This is a genomic window from Luteimonas sp. 8-5 (assembly GCF_029763755.1).
Taxonomy (GTDB): Bacteria; Pseudomonadota; Gammaproteobacteria; order Xanthomonadales; family Xanthomonadaceae; genus Cognatiluteimonas.
On the sequence record NZ_JARUVM010000047.1, the window covers coordinates 24,820 to 38,515 of the forward strand.

Here is a 13,696-nt window from a genome sequence, read left to right on the forward strand (position 1 = left end):
TAATCCAGCATGTTGCGCCTTCCCGTTTCCGTCCTCGCCCCGGCACTCGCGCTGGCGCTGCTGGCCGTTGCCCCGGCCAGCGCACGCGACGCTTCGACGGCAACGCTGCCGGTTCCCGCCCACGGCGTCATCGGCGTCCAGGACGCCTATTTCTCGCCCGGCTTCTGGGTGTCGCGCCTGCAACACCCCGACCAGGTGCTGATGGATCGCGCCGCGATCGATGCGCAGAACGCGGAGCTCGTGCGCGCGGACAAGTCCATGCACGACCTGCGCGCCCTGCCCGCGACGCTGGACGGCAACACCGTGCGCGGCTGGATCGAAAACCTGTCCGGGCGGCCGGAACGCCCACGCTACGACCTCGATGGCGTCCGCGTGCCGGAAGCGAGCCTCGATGCGCTGGTCGCCAACCTGGCGCTCGACGCGGTGCCGGCATCGCAGACCACCCGCTTCGGCATGGTTCTGCACCGCTCGGCGTTGCGCACGTTCCCGACCGACCTGCGCGTGTTCAGCAACGCCGGCGACACCGACATCGACCGCTTCCAGGAAAGCGCGCTGTTCCCGGGCACGCCGGTGGCGATCGTGCACGCCAGCAAGGACGGCCAATGGCTGTTCGTGGTCAGCCCGCGCTACGCGGCGTGGATCGCGGCTGACGCAGTGGCCGAGGGCGACCGCGACGCCGTGTTCGCGTACGCCGACAAGGCGCCGTACCGGGTGGTGACCGGCAGCAAGGTGGAGACCGTGTTCACCCCCGAGCAGCCGCAGCTGTCCGAGCGCCAGCTCGACATGGGGGTGCGCGTCCCGCTGGCCAACGTGGCCGCCGACAAGCCCGTCAACGGCCAGCATCCGTATGCCTCCTGGATCGTCGAACTGCCGATGCGCGGCGACGACGGCAAGCTGGCCTTCGCGCCGGCCCTGCTGCAGAAGATCGCCGACACCCAAGCCGACTACCTGCCGCTGACCCGCGCCAACCTGATCACCCAGGCGTTCAAGTTCCTGGGCGAGCGCTACGGCTGGGGGCATTCGTACAACGCCCGCGACTGCAGCGGCTTCGTCTCCGAGATCTACCGCAGCATGGGCGTGCAGCTACCGCGCAACACCAGCGCGCAGTCGGTGAGCCCGGCGTTCCAGCGCATCCACTTCGAAGCCGGCGACGCCCGCGACAAGCGCATGGCCGCCGTGGCCGCGCTCGACGTGGGCGACCTGATCTACATCCCCGGCCACGTGATGATGTACGTCGGCGACATCGACGGCATGCCCTACGTGATCCACGACACCAACGGCGGCAGCTACCTCGGCGCCGATGGGGAAATCCATTCGATGCACCTCAATGGCGTGTCGCTGACGCCCTTGCTGCCGCTGCGCTTCGGCAAGGACCACGACTACGTCGACCGCATCACCAATATCGTCCGCGTGGCGAGGCAGAAATGAAAATCACCGATATCCGCTTCGGCATGCTCCGCGTGCCGTTGAAAACGCCCTTCAAGACCGCCCTGCGCACCGTCGAGCAGGTCGAGGACGTGGTGGTGATGGTGCACACCGACACCGGCCAGGTCGGTTACGGCAGCGCGCCCGCCACCGCCGTGATCACCGGCGACACCCACGGCTCCATCGTCGACGCGGTGCGCCACTACATCTCGCCACGGCTGATCGGGCAGGACATCGCCAACCTCAACCGCATCACCCACCTGGTGCAGGGCGCGATGGAGAAGAACTCCAGCGCCAAGGCCGCCGTCGAGATCGCGGTGCACGACCTGTGGGGACAGCTCTACGGGGCGCCGCTGTACAAGCTGCTGGGCGGCGGCGACCCGGTGATCACCACCGACATCACCATCAGCGTCGATTACATCGACAAGATGGTGGCCGACTCGATCGCCGCGGTGGAACGCGGGTTCGAGTCGCTGAAGATCAAGGTCGGCAAGGACATCGGCGTGGACATCGAGCGGACCAAGGCGATCCATGCCGCTGTCGAGGGCCGCGCCCTGCTCCGCCTGGACGCCAACCAGGGCTGGAGCGCCAAGCAGGCGGTGTACGCACTGCAGACCCTGGAGGATGCCGGGGTCAAGCTGGAACTGGTCGAGCAGCCGGTCAAGGCGCACGACCTGGAGGGGCTGCGCTACGTCACCGAGCGCGTGCATACTCCGGTGATGGCCGACGAGAGCGTGTTCGGCCCGATGGAGGTCATCGAGTTGATCCGGATGCGCGCGGCGGACATCGTCAACATCAAGCTGATGAAGACCGGCGGCATTTCCAATGCCGTGCGCATCGCCGACATCTGCGGAATGCACGGCATCGACTGCATGATCGGCTGCATGCTGGAGTCCAGCATCGGCGTGGGCGCCGCCGTGCACCTGGCCGTGGCCAAGTCCGACGTGATCACCAAGGTCGACCTGGACGGCCCTTCGCTGTGCCAGTTCGACCCCGTCGACGGCGGCGTGCTGTTCAACGAGTCCGAGATCACGGTGACCGACCGCCCGGGCCTGGGGATCAAGGAGATCCGCGGCCTGAGTCCGATCGCCGGCGAAAAGGCCGCCTGAGGCTTGCCTATGTCGGCGCTGGTGAAGATCCGCTCCGAACGCGACAGGATGTCGGCGATCGAGCGGCGCATCGCCGACTTCGTGCTGGAAAACGCCCAACTGCTGCGCGACTACTCGTCGCAGCAACTGGCCAACGCACTGGGAATCAGCCAGTCCAGCGTGGTCAAGTTCTGCCAGAAGCTGGGGTTCAAGGGTTACCCGGACCTCAAGTTCTCGGTCGGCGAAGCGCTGGTGCGCGCCGACAACGGCAACGGCGAGGTCGCCGCCGAATCCACGCCGCAGGACCGCAAGTCCACCCTTGCCTCGAGCCTGTGGAAGCACAAGTCCGAGGCCGAGGAAGCGACCCGGCTGATCAACCCGCCCGATGCGATCGAAGCGGCCGCCGCGACGATCGCGGACGCACGCGAAGTCTTCATCATCGGCCTGGGCGAGGACGACATCCACGCGCGGGCCCTGGCGCTGAAACTGTCGTTGCTGGGCATCCTCAGCGTGCACAACTTCGATCCGGCGCACATGACCGCGAGCATGTCCGCCGCCGGCCCCGGCGACGTGCTGCTGGTGTTCTCCGAGCACGGCAAGCAACCGGCGCTGTGCCAGATCTGCCGCTATTTCCGCGAGCAGCGCGGCAAGGTGATCACGATCACCCGCCACACTTCCAACGCGCTGCGCGCGCATGCCGACATCGCCCTGCTGGTGTCGGCCCACGACGAACGCGCGCACATCGAACCCCTGCTCTACCACTCGGCGCTGCAGCACCTGCTCGACGTGCTGTTCGTGACCCTGTGCGAGGCCGACGGCGAACGCCATGCGCGGCTGCTCGCCAACCTGGAGCGGATCCTGCCGCTCCTCGAATCCTGACCACCACACACGCATGGGCAACACTGCATGAGCGCAACCGCACGCATCCTGACCGGCCTGGCCGCCGGCGCCATCCTCGGCCTGCTGCTGGCCTGGCTCGATCCGGCGACGGGCGTGCGGGTGGCCGACATTGTGCAGCCTTTCGGCAAGCTGTGGCTCAACGCGCTGCAGATGACGGTGGTGCCGCTGGTGCTGGCGCTGGTGATCGTGGGCGTGAACACCGCCAGCGACGCCGCGGCCTCCGGCCGGGTGGCGCGACGCGCGATCCTGGTGTTCCTGGCCATCCTGGCCGGGGCCGCCGCGTTCGCGGCCATCGCGGCGCCGGCGCTGCTGTCGCTGTTCACCCCGGATCCCGAACTGGCCGCGGCCCTGCACCAGGCATCGGGCGGCGACAGCGCCGTGGCCAGCGTCGCGCCCGCGAGCTGGGCCGATTCCCTGACATCGATGGTGCCGAGCAACGCCATCGCCGCCGCCGCGGCCAGCGCGATGCTGCCGCTGGTCGTGTTCGCGCTGTTCTTCGGTTTCGCCCTGACCCGGATCGGGCCCGACCACCGCGCGAAGATGGTGGACTTCTTCCAGGCCATCGCCGACGCGATGATCGTGATCGTGCGCTGGGTGCTGTGGGCCGCGCCGGCGGGCGTGTTCGCCCTGATCCTGGCGGTGTGCGCGCGTTCGGGCCTGGGCATGATCAGCGCGCTGGGCATCTACATCGCGCTGGAATGCGTGCTGTACCTGGCCGCGACCGTGCTGATGCTGCCGCTGGCGGTGCTGTGGGGCGGCGAGCGCTTGCGCCGCTTCGCCATGGCGCTGCTGCCGCCGCAGGCGGTGGCCGCCAGCACCCAGTCCTCGCTGGCTTCGCTGCCGGCGATGCTGCAGAGCGTGGACCGCAACCTGGGCTACCCACGCGAGGTCGCCTCGCTGGTGCTGCCGATGGCCGTCTCGCTGTTCCGCATCACCAGCCCGATCCAGTACATGGCCACGGCCTGTTTCATCGCCTGGGCCTTCGGCATCGACCCGACCCCGGCCCAGCTGGCCACCGGCGCCGCCCTGTCGGTGCTGATCAGCATGGGTTCGGTGGGCCTGCCCGGGCAGGTGAGTTTCATGGCCACCAACCTGCCGGTCACTACCGCGATGGGCCTGCCGCCGGGGCCGTTGGGCCTGTTGCTGGCGGTGGACACCATCCCGGACGTATTCGCCACCGTGGGCAACGTCAGCGCCGACATGGCCGCCACCAGCGTGGTCGTGCGCAAGACCCGCGCCGACACGGACTGACGTCGAGGCCGCCTTGGCCATCCTCGTCCTCGGCATGCACCGCAGCGGGACGAGCTGCCTCGCCGGCAGCCTGCAGCAGCGCGGGCTGCACCTGGGCCAGGTGTACGAATCGCGCCCATACACCCAAAAGGGCAATCGAGAGAACCAACAGGTCATGGACCTGAACGATGCGGTGCTCGCGTACAGCGGCGGCAGTTGGGACCGGCCGCCGGCAAGGCTGGCCTGGTCGGCCGCGCATGCGCACGAACGCGACGCCCTGGTCGCCGGTTTGCGCGGCGACGGGCGGCGCCCCTGGGGATTCAAGGATCCGCGCACGCTGCTGACCCTGGCGTTCTGGCGCGAAGCCCTTTCCGACGCGCGCCTGGTCGGGACCTTCCGCCATCCGCTGGCGGTGGCACGCTCGCTGGCCGCGCGCGATCGGTCGATGAGCCTGGACCGCGGGATGGAGCTTTGGCGCGAATACAACCAGCGCCTGCTCGATTGCCATGACCGGGCCCCGTTTCCGCTCCTGGACTTCGACGCCGACGAGGACGACTACCGCCGCGGCATCGAGGCGATCTCGGCCGGGCTGGGCCTGGGTCTCGCGCCAGCCGACGAGTTCTTCGAACGCGGGCTGCGCAACCAGGCCGCGGACGCCACGACCGCCCTGCCCGGACCGGTGGAAGCGGTGCATCGCCGCCTGCTCGGGCTCGCCCTGGCATGAGCGCAACGACGCCGCGCCTGAGCGTGGTCGTGAACTTCCACGACATGCGCCGGGAGGCGGCGCGCACCCTGCACACGCTCTCGCCCGACTACCAGCGCGGCGTCGATGCCGTCGACTATGAAGTGCTCGCGGTCGAGAACGGCTCCAGCGCCCCGCTGGACCCTGCCGACGTCATCGTGCACGGTCCGAACTTCCACTACCTCCGTATCGAGCGCGGCGGGCCGTCGCCCTGCGCGGCGATCAACCACGCCGCGGCCACGGCACGCGGCCAATGGCTGATGGTCTGCATCGACGGCGCCCGGATGCTGTCGCCCGGGCTGCTGCACCATGCCCTGGCGGCGCTGGCGTCGCACCATCGCCCCTTCGTCTACACCCTGGGCATGCACCTGGGGCCGAAGCCGCAGAACGAGTCGATGGAGGATGGCTACGACCAGCGGGTCGAGGACGCGCTGCTGGAATCGATCGACTGGCGCGGCCAGGGTTACCGCCTGTTCCGGGCCTCCAGCGTGGCCTATTCCTCGCACAACGGCTTCTTCTCCCGGCTGAGCGAAAGCAACTGCTTCGCCCTGCGCCGCGAGGACTACCGGGCCCTGGGCGGCCTCGACGAGCGTTTCGACAGTCCCGGCGGCGGCCTGGCGAACCTGGATTTCTTCAATCGCGCGCATGCGTTGCCGGGGGTCGAACCGGTGATGCTGCTGGGCGAGGCCACCTTCCACCAGTTCCATGGCGGCGTTGCCACCAATGTCCCGCGGGCCGAGCATCCTTGGCCGCGGATGGCGGCCGAATACGAGCGGATCCGGGGCCGCGCCTTCGCCAGCGACCCGCCGCTGCCCGAGTACCAAGGCTGGTTGTCGCCCGAATACCACGCCGGATTGGCGGTACTCGGCGACGGATCCTGCGATAATGGGGGTTCTGCCACCCAAGGCAACCGCCCCCGTAGCTCAGCTGGATAGAGCGTCCCCCTCCTAAGGGGAAGGTCGTGCGTTCGAATCGCGCCGGGGGCGCCAAGACACCCATCGGAGCAACGCAATGACCCATCCCGTCCTTACTGCCCTCGGCCTCGGCGACAACGAGTCCGGCACCTTCCTCGGCAACGGGGAGTGGTCCACGACCCGCGACGCGGGCGTGCTGGAGCCGGTGAACCCCACCGACGGCAAGGTGCTGGCGCGGGTCCAGGCGTCCTCGCAGGAGGACTACGACACCATCGTCGAGCGCGCCCAGGCCGCCTTCAAGGTGTGGCGCAGCACCCCCGCCCCGCGCCGCGGCGAAGCGATCCGCCTGTGCGCCGACGCGCTGCGCGCGCACAAGGACGCGCTGGGCTCCCTGGTCGCGCTGGAGATGGGCAAGTCCAAGCCCGAGGGCGACGGCGAAGTGCAGGAGATGATCGACATCGGCGAGTTCGCCGTGGGCCTGTCGCGCCAGCTGTACGGCCTGACCATGCACTCCGAGCGCCCGGGCCACCGCATGTACGAGCAGTGGCACGCGATCGGCATCGTCGGGATCATCTCGGCGTTCAACTTCCCGGTCGCGGTCTGGGCCTGGAACTCGTTCGTGGCCGCGGTGTGCGGCGACATCTCGATCTGGAAGCCCTCGCCGAAGACCCCGTTGTCGGCGATCGCGTCGATGCGCATCTGCAACGAAGCGCTGAAGAAGGGCGGTTTCCCGGACCTGTTCTTCCTGTTCAACGACGCCGGCAGCGACCTGGCCCAGGGCTTCGTCGACGACAAGCGCATCGCGCTCGTCTCGTTCACCGGCTCGACCAAGGTGGGCCGCATGGTCGGCGAGCGCGTCGCGCGCCGCATGGGCCGCTCGTTGCTGGAGCTGGGCGGCAACAACGCGATCATCCTCGACGAGACCGCGGACCTCAAGCTGGCGATCCCGGGCATCGTGTTCGGCGCGGTCGGCACCGCCGGCCAGCGCTGCACCACCACCCGCCGCCTGTTCGTGCACGAATCCATTTACGACGACGTGCTGGGCAAGCTGGTGTCGGCGTACAAGCAGGTCGAGGGCAAGATCGGCGACCCGACCGACCCGAAGAACCTGATGGGTCCGCTCAACAGCCAGGACGCGGTGCAGGCCTACCTCGACGCGATCGCCAGGGCCAAGGCGGCCGGCGGCAAGGTCGAGACCGGCGGCGCGGCCATCGAGCGCGCGGGCAACTTCGTGCTGCCGACCATCGTCACCGGCCTGTCCAACGATGCCGAAGTCGTGCAGACCGAGACCTTCGCCCCGATCCTGTACGTGATGAAGTACAAGGACCTGGATGACGCGATCCACATGCAGAACGACGTGCCGCAGGGCCTGTCGTCGGCGATCTTCACCAACAACCTGAAGTCCGCGGAGAAGTTCCTGGCCGCCTCGGGATCGGACTGCGGCATCGCCAACGTCAACATCGGCACGTCCGGTGCCGAGATCGGCGGCGCCTTCGGCGGCGAGAAGGAAACCGGCGGTGGCCGGGAATCGGGCTCGGACGCGTGGAAGGCCTACATGCGGCGGCAGACGAATACGATCAATTATTCGGATTCGTTGCCGTTGGCGCAGGGGATCAAGTTCGACCTTTGATGCAAGGGCGGGAATGAAGAGCGGGAATGGGGAACAGGGAATGGCGGCAGCGAGGCTGACTTGATGTATTCGGTGCTGCGACCTCTACTGTTCTCACTCGAGGCCGAGCGCGCGCACGGGATGACCTTGCGCTCGCTCGAGGCCGTGCATCGGGCGGGACTGGGGGGGCTGGTCGCAACGCGGCCGGCCCCTTTGCTTACCAAGCTGCTGGGGCTGGAATTCCCGAATCCGGTGGGGCTGGCGGCGGGGCTGGACAAGAACGGGGCGCACATCGATGCGCTGATGGGGCTGGGGTTCGGCTTCGTGGAGGTCGGCACGGTGACGCCGCGGCCGCAGGCGGGCAATCCGCAGCCGCGCATGTTCCGGCTGCCGAAGCACCAGGCGGTGATCAACCGGCTGGGCTTCAACAACGACGGCGTCGACGTCCTGGTGCGCAACGTCGAGCGCGCGCAGCGCAAGGGCCACGCGTTGCTGGGCATCAACATCGGCAAGAACAAGGACACGCCCAACGACTTCGCCGAGGGCGACTACCTGCATTGCCTGGAGCGGGTGTATCCGCTGGCCGACTACGTCACCGTCAACATGTCCTCGCCCAACACCGCGGGCCTGCGCGAGCTGCAGGAGGAGCAGGCGCTGCGGCGGCTGGTCTCGACCCTGCGCGAGGCGCAGGAGCGCCTGGGCGCGCAGCACGGCAAGCGCGTGCCGATGCTGGTCAAGATCGCCCCGGATCTCTCGGACGACGACATCGAGGCCGCCGGCCGGGTGCTGGGCGACCTGCAGGTGGACGGCGTGATCGCCACCAACACCACGGTCTCGCGGCTGGCGGTGCAGGACGACCCGAAAGCCAGGGAAACCGGCGGCCTGTCCGGCGCGCCGTTGATGGACAAGTCCACCGCGGTGTTGCGCATGCTGCGCACGCGGCTGCCCGAGTCGATCCCGCTGATCGGCGTCGGCGGCATCATGAGCGGCCCGGACGCGGTCAAGAAGACGGCAGCCGGCGCGAACCTGGTGCAGCTCTACACCGGCCTGGTGTACCGCGGCCCCGTCCTGGTCGGCGAATGCGTCGATGCGATGCGCCGGCGCAAGGAAGCACCGAGCCGGGGGACGCTGCCGCCCGATGAGTGAGGCCGCACGCCTGCCGGGCTGCCGGATCAGCGAGGATGCGCCGCTGCAGGCGCGCAATACCTTCGGCGTGCCGGCGCGCGCGCCGATGCTGGTCGAGGTCACCGACGCTTCCGTGCTGCCCGACCTGCTCGGGCAGCGGATGCTACGCGACGACGCGCTGCTGGTGCTCGGCGGCGGCAGCAACCTGCTGTTCGCCGGCGATGCGCCGGGGGCGGTGCTGGCCCTGGACACGCGGGCGATGGCGATCACCGACGACGACGGCGACCGCGCGATCGTGCGCGCCGACGCCGGCGGCGGATGGCACGACCTGGTGCTGTGGACGCTGGGCCACGACCTGGCCGGGCTGGAGAACCTGGCATTGATCCCCGGCACGGTAGGCGCCGCACCGATCCAGAACATCGGCGCCTATGGCGTGGAGGTGCGCGAGCACATCCACGTCGTCGAAGCCTTCGAACGCGCCACCGGCGCGCTGCGCCGGCTCTCCGCGGGGGAATGCGGTTTCGGCTACCGCGACAGCGTGTTCAAGCGCGAACCCGGGCGCTACGTGGTGACCGCGGTGGAGTTCGCGCTCAGGCGTGCCGCACGTGTGCGCCTGGACTATGCGGGCATCGGCGAGGAACTGGCGGCGATGGGCATCGTAGGCGCACCGCGCGCATCGCAGGTGGCCGAAGCCGTGTGCCGGATTCGGCGGCGCAAGCTGCCCGACCCGGCGGTGATCGGCAATGCCGGCAGCTTCTTCAAGAATCCGATGATGCCGGCGGCGCAGGCCCGGGCACTGAAGGCCGGCAATCCGGCCCTGCCCGTCTTCCCCACCGGCGACGATGCCGTCCGCAAGCTCTCCGCGGCATGGCTGATCGATGCCTGCGGCTGGAAGGGGCACCGCGACGGCGACGCGGGCGTCGCGGCCAGCCACGCGCTGGTGCTGGTCAACCACGGCGGCGCCAGCGGCGGGCAACTGCTGTCGCTGGCGCGGCGCATCGCGGCATCGGTGCACGATCGCTTCGGCGTGAGCCTGGAGCCGGAACCGCGGATCGTCGGAGCAACATGGTGAACACGCCCGCGCGTAGCGAACAGCCGGCGCCGTTCCTCAAGGCCGCCGGCCTGATGCTGCTCAGCACCACCTTCTTCGGGCTGATGGCGGTGGCGATCCGGATCGCGTCGGATGCGGGCATCTCCACAGTGGAGATCGCCTTTTTCCGCAATTTCTTCGGCCTGCTGGCGCTGCTGCCGTTCCTGCACCGCAGCGGCCGGGCCGTGTTCCGCACGCAGCAGCTGCCGCGCTACCTGGTGCGCTGCCTGATCGGCGTGGCCTCGATGCTGTGCGGCTTCTGGGCCATCGGCCACCTGCCGATGGCGCAGGCGATCTCGCTGTCGTACTCGGCGCCCCTGTTCGTCACCATCTTCGCGGTGATCTGGCTGGGCGAGATCGTGCGGCGCCGGCGCTGGACCGCCGTGCTGCTGGGTTTCATCGGCGTGATGGTGATCGTGCGCCCGGGCACCGAGGGCTTCAGCGCAGGCTCGCTGGTGGCGGTGCTGGCGGCGGTGCTGAGCAGCGTGGTCGCGATCCAGATCAAGCAGCTGTCACGGGTTGATGCGCCCGATACGATCGTGTTCTACACCTATGTGTTCTGGGTGCCGCTGTCGCTGGTGCCGGCGCTGTTCGCCTGGCAATGGCCGCAGGGCCTCGACTGGCTGTGGCTGGCGGCGATCGGCGTGATGGGCACCGGCGGCCAGCTGTTCTGGACCCGGGCGCTGAAACTCGGCGAGGTGTCGGCGCTGACCCCGATCAGCTTCATGCAGCTGCCGCTGGTGACGTTCCTGGCCTGGCTGCTGTTCGGCGAGGTCATCAGCGCGTGGACAATCGCCGGCGCGCTGATCATCTTCGGCGCCAACGGTTACATTGCCCATCGCGAAGCCCAGTTGTCCCGCCGCGCCGCCACCACCGCCCCGGTGGAAGCGGCCAAACCAGGAGAGTGATCCCATGCGCGCCACCCTGATGCTGCTTGCCGCCCTTGCCGCCGCCCCCGCGTTCGCGCAGCAGCCCGCGCCGGCCGCGCCGCCCGCGCAACCGGTGAACTTCAACGTGCCGGCCGCCGCCGACGCCGACGTGGCCAGCATCGACGCGATCATCGCGGCGCTGTACGACGTGATCTCCGGGCCGGTGGGCCAGGCCCGCGACTGGAACCGGATGCGCTCGCTGTTCGTTCCCACCGGCCGGCTGATGCCGGTGGGCGTGCGCCCCGACGGCAGCGCCGGCATGCGCTTCCTGGAGCCCAACGACTACATCGCCACTTCCGGGCCGTTCCTGGTCGAACGTGGTTTCACCGAGAAGGAGCTGGCGCGACGTACCGAACAATTCGGCAACATCGCCCACGTGTTCAGTACCTACGAAGGCACCGTCGCCGGCGACGACCACGCGATGCGCGGCATCAACACCATCCAGCTCATGCACGACGGCAAGCGCTGGTGGATCGTGTCGCTGATGTGGCAGGCCGAGAACGAGACGCTGAAGCTTCCGGCGCAATACCTGCCGAAGAATTGATTCAGCCGCCCGGCTGCACCGCGTACCGCCGCTCGACGTAGTCGTCCACCAGGGCGACGAACTCGGCGGCGATGTTGTCGCCGCGCAGGGTCACGGTCTTTTCTCCATCGACGAACACCGGCGCAGACGGCGCCTCGCCGGTGCCCGGCAGCGAGATGCCGATGTTGGCGTGGCGCGAGTCGCCGGGGCCGTTGACCACGCAACCCATCACCGCCAGGGTCAGGTTCTCCGCGCCGGGGTGGCTGATGCGCCACTCCGGCATCTTCGCGCGCACGTGCTCCTGCACCACCCGCGCCAGTTCCTGGAAGAACTCCGAGGTGGTGCGGCCGCAACCCGGGCAGGCGGTGACCATGGGCGTGAACGCGCGCAGGCCCAGGGTCTGCAGCAGCTCCTGCGCGACCACGACTTCCTGCGTGCGCGCGCCGCCGGGTTCGGGCGTGAGCGAGATGCGGATGGTGTCTCCGATGCCTTCCTGCAGCAGCACCGCCAGCGCGGCGCTGGAGGCGACGATGCCCTTGCTGCCGATGCCGGCCTCGGTGAGGCCCAGGTGCAACGCGAAGTCGCTGCGCGCGGCCAGGTCGCGGTAGACCGCGATCAGTTCCTGCACGCCGCTGACCTTGGCCGAAAGGATGATGCGATCCGGCGGAAGGCCCAGTTCCACCGCCCGCTGCGCCGATTCCAGCGCCGACAGGATCAGCGCCTCGCGCAGCACCCGGCCCGCATCCCAGGGATCGGCCCGCTGCGCGTTCTCGTCCATCAGCCGCGTCGCCAGCGACTGGTCGAGCGAACCCCAGTTGGCACCGATGCGCACCGGCTTGTCGTAGCGGATGGCGAATTCGACCAGTTGCGCGAACTGGGTGTCGCGCTTCCGGCCGAAACCGACGTTGCCCGGATTGATGCGGTACTTGGCCAGCGCCTGCGCACAGGCCGGTTCATTGGCCAGCAGCTGGTGGCCGTTGTAATGGAAGTCGCCGATGACCGGCACCTCGACGCCCATCATGTTCAGGCGCTCGACGATCCTGGGCACCGCAGCCGCGGCTTCGGGCGTATTCACGGTCACGCGCACCAGTTCCGACCCGGCGCGCCACAGCTCCGCGACCTGCCTGACGGTGGCGGCGACGTCGGCGGTATCGGTGTTGGTCATCGACTGCACGACGACCGGCGCATCGCCGCCGACCAGGACGTTGCCGACCCGGACCTGGCGGGTGCGACGCCTGGCCGCAGGGCCGAAACTGTCCGCTGGGATGCTGCTCATGCGCATATTGTGGCCTATCCTGAGCGCATGGACAGCGCGGACACCGGCGAAATCCTGAGCCCCAGCCAACTGAACACCCTCGCCCGCGACCTGCTGGAGGGCGCGTTCCCGCTGGTCTGGGTGGAGGGCGAACTGAGCGGCGTGTCGCGGCCGGCGTCCGGGCACCTGTACTTCTGCCTCAAGGACGCGCGGGCCCAGGTCCGGTGCGCGATGTTCCGGCCAAAGAGCACCTGGCTGAAGTTCGCCCCGCGCGAGGGCGTGCGCGTGCTCGCCCGCGGCCGGCTGACCCTGTACGAAGCCCGCGGCGACTACCAGCTGGTGCTCGACCACATGGAGGAGGCCGGCGAAGGCGCGTTGCGCCGCGCCTACGAGGAACTCAAGGCGCGGCTGGAAGCCGAGGGCCTGTTCGATGCTGCGCGCAAGCGCCCCCTGCCCGCCTACCTGCGCCGCCTGGCGGTGATCACCTCGCCATCCGGCGCGGCGGTGCGCGACGTGCTCAGCGTGCTGGCGCGGCGATTCCCCCTGGTCGAGGTCGAGGTGCTGCCGGTGCTGGTGCAGGGTTCGACCGCGGCTGCGCAGATCACCGCGATGCTGCGCAAGGCCGCGGCCAGCGGGCGCTACGACACGATCCTGCTGGCCCGCGGCGGCGGCTCGCTGGAGGACCTGTGGGCCTTCAACGACGAGGCGCTGGCACGCGCGATCGCGGCGGCGGATGTGCCGGTCGTCTCGGCGATCGGCCACGAGACCGACTTCAGCCTGTCGGACTTCGCCGCCGACCTGCGCGCGCCCACGCCCTCGGCGGCGGCGGAGCTGCTGGTGCCCCACGCCGACGACCTGTCACGGCG

Annotated in this window: 13 protein-coding genes and 1 tRNA gene; 13 read left to right on the forward strand and 1 reads right to left on the reverse strand. The window is 69.3% G+C overall.

The features are described 5' to 3' along the window. The first annotated feature begins 9 nt into the window (after positions 1-9). The 12 genes from QAA18_RS06805 to QAA18_RS06860 all read left to right on the forward strand — a co-directional run bounded on the left by QAA18_RS06805 (position 10) and on the right by QAA18_RS06860 (position 11,596). On the forward strand, positions 10-1,428 hold the full coding sequence (locus QAA18_RS06805; RefSeq protein WP_279412094.1) for an SH3 domain-containing protein: 1,419 nt from the start codon (positions 10-12) through the stop codon (positions 1,426-1,428). Continuing rightward, positions 1,425-2,534, forward strand: a complete 1,110-nt coding sequence (locus QAA18_RS06810; protein WP_279412095.1) for a dipeptide epimerase — start codon at positions 1,425-1,427, stop codon at positions 2,532-2,534. The genes QAA18_RS06805 and QAA18_RS06810 overlap by 4 nt, the downstream gene beginning before the upstream one ends. Before the next feature lie 9 nt (positions 2,535-2,543). Further along, positions 2,544-3,392 carry a MurR/RpiR family transcriptional regulator gene (locus QAA18_RS06815; RefSeq protein WP_279412096.1) on the forward strand — a complete coding sequence of 283 codons (849 nt, stop codon included), beginning with the start codon at positions 2,544-2,546 and terminating at the stop codon, positions 3,390-3,392. A 27-nt stretch (positions 3,393-3,419) separates the two neighbouring features. Further along, positions 3,420-4,664, forward strand: coding sequence for a dicarboxylate/amino acid:cation symporter (locus tag QAA18_RS06820; RefSeq protein ID WP_279412097.1), 1,245 nt, complete (start codon positions 3,420-3,422; stop codon positions 4,662-4,664). 13 nt (positions 4,665-4,677) lie between these two features. After that, positions 4,678-5,367 (forward strand): sulfotransferase, encoded by a 690-nt coding sequence (locus QAA18_RS06825; RefSeq protein WP_279412099.1) that lies wholly within the window; start codon positions 4,678-4,680, stop codon positions 5,365-5,367. Beyond that, a complete protein-coding gene (locus QAA18_RS06830) occupies positions 5,364-6,320 on the forward strand; it encodes a hypothetical protein (RefSeq protein WP_279412101.1) in 957 nt (318 codons plus the stop codon). Before QAA18_RS06825 ends, QAA18_RS06830 begins: the two co-directional genes overlap by 4 nt. Beyond that, a tRNA-Arg gene (locus QAA18_RS06835) sits at positions 6,298-6,374 on the forward strand. Before QAA18_RS06830 ends, QAA18_RS06835 begins: the two co-directional genes overlap by 23 nt. 22 nt (positions 6,375-6,396) lie before the next feature. Then, a complete protein-coding gene (locus QAA18_RS06840; protein ID WP_279412103.1) occupies positions 6,397-7,929 on the forward strand; it encodes an aldehyde dehydrogenase family protein in 1,533 nt (510 codons plus the stop codon). Between the two features lie 63 nt (positions 7,930-7,992). Next, positions 7,993-9,054 (forward strand): quinone-dependent dihydroorotate dehydrogenase, encoded by a 1,062-nt coding sequence (locus QAA18_RS06845; protein ID WP_279412105.1) that lies wholly within the window; start codon positions 7,993-7,995, stop codon positions 9,052-9,054. Beyond that, on the forward strand, positions 9,047-10,105 hold the full coding sequence (gene murB, locus QAA18_RS06850) for a UDP-N-acetylmuramate dehydrogenase (protein WP_279412106.1): 1,059 nt from the start codon (positions 9,047-9,049) through the stop codon (positions 10,103-10,105). Before QAA18_RS06845 ends, murB begins: the two co-directional genes overlap by 8 nt. Continuing rightward, a complete protein-coding gene (locus tag QAA18_RS06855; RefSeq protein ID WP_279412107.1) occupies positions 10,099-11,031 on the forward strand; it encodes a DMT family transporter in 933 nt (310 codons plus the stop codon). The genes murB and QAA18_RS06855 overlap by 7 nt, the downstream gene beginning before the upstream one ends. A 4-nt stretch (positions 11,032-11,035) precedes the next feature. Beyond that, the gene (locus QAA18_RS06860; RefSeq protein WP_279412108.1) at positions 11,036-11,596 is read left to right on the forward strand and encodes a hypothetical protein; all 561 of its coding nucleotides are present in this window, start codon (positions 11,036-11,038) and stop codon (positions 11,594-11,596) included. A 1-nt stretch (position 11,597) separates the two neighbouring features. On the opposite strand, the gene ispG is transcribed toward QAA18_RS06860, so the two are convergent. Next, a complete protein-coding gene (gene ispG, locus QAA18_RS06865; RefSeq protein WP_279412109.1) occupies positions 11,598-12,851 on the reverse strand; it encodes a flavodoxin-dependent (E)-4-hydroxy-3-methylbut-2-enyl-diphosphate synthase in 1,254 nt (417 codons plus the stop codon). A 27-nt stretch (positions 12,852-12,878) separates the two neighbouring features. Between ispG and xseA the strand changes: the two genes are divergently transcribed. Beyond that, the coding region (xseA, locus tag QAA18_RS06870; RefSeq protein ID WP_279412110.1) for an exodeoxyribonuclease VII large subunit at positions 12,879-13,696 on the forward strand (818 nt) is incomplete at its 3' end.

What these genes read in the sequence shown, in the direction of transcription:
- QAA18_RS06860 (WP_279412108.1), top strand. Translation starts at nt 11,036, where the DNA reads ATGCGCGCCACCCTGATGCTGCTTGCCGCCCTTGCCGCCGCCCCCGCG.
- QAA18_RS06805 (WP_279412094.1), top strand. Translation starts at nt 10, where the DNA reads ATGTTGCGCCTTCCCGTTTCCGTCCTCGCCCCGGCACTCGCGCTGGCG.
- QAA18_RS06855 (WP_279412107.1), top strand. Translation starts at nt 10,099, where the DNA reads ATGGTGAACACGCCCGCGCGTAGCGAACAGCCGGCGCCGTTCCTCAAG.
- QAA18_RS06830 (WP_279412101.1), top strand. Translation starts at nt 5,364, where the DNA reads ATGAGCGCAACGACGCCGCGCCTGAGCGTGGTCGTGAACTTCCACGAC.
- QAA18_RS06840 (WP_279412103.1), top strand. Translation starts at nt 6,397, where the DNA reads ATGACCCATCCCGTCCTTACTGCCCTCGGCCTCGGCGACAACGAGTCC.
- murB (WP_279412106.1), top strand. Translation starts at nt 9,047, where the DNA reads ATGAGTGAGGCCGCACGCCTGCCGGGCTGCCGGATCAGCGAGGATGCG.
- ispG (WP_279412109.1), bottom strand. Translation starts at nt 12,851, where the DNA reads ATGAGCAGCATCCCAGCGGACAGTTTCGGCCCTGCGGCCAGGCGTCGC.
- QAA18_RS06820 (WP_279412097.1), top strand. Translation starts at nt 3,420, where the DNA reads ATGAGCGCAACCGCACGCATCCTGACCGGCCTGGCCGCCGGCGCCATC.
- QAA18_RS06815 (WP_279412096.1), top strand. Translation starts at nt 2,544, where the DNA reads ATGTCGGCGCTGGTGAAGATCCGCTCCGAACGCGACAGGATGTCGGCG.
- QAA18_RS06810 (WP_279412095.1), top strand. Translation starts at nt 1,425, where the DNA reads ATGAAAATCACCGATATCCGCTTCGGCATGCTCCGCGTGCCGTTGAAA.
- QAA18_RS06845 (WP_279412105.1), top strand. Translation starts at nt 7,993, where the DNA reads ATGTATTCGGTGCTGCGACCTCTACTGTTCTCACTCGAGGCCGAGCGC.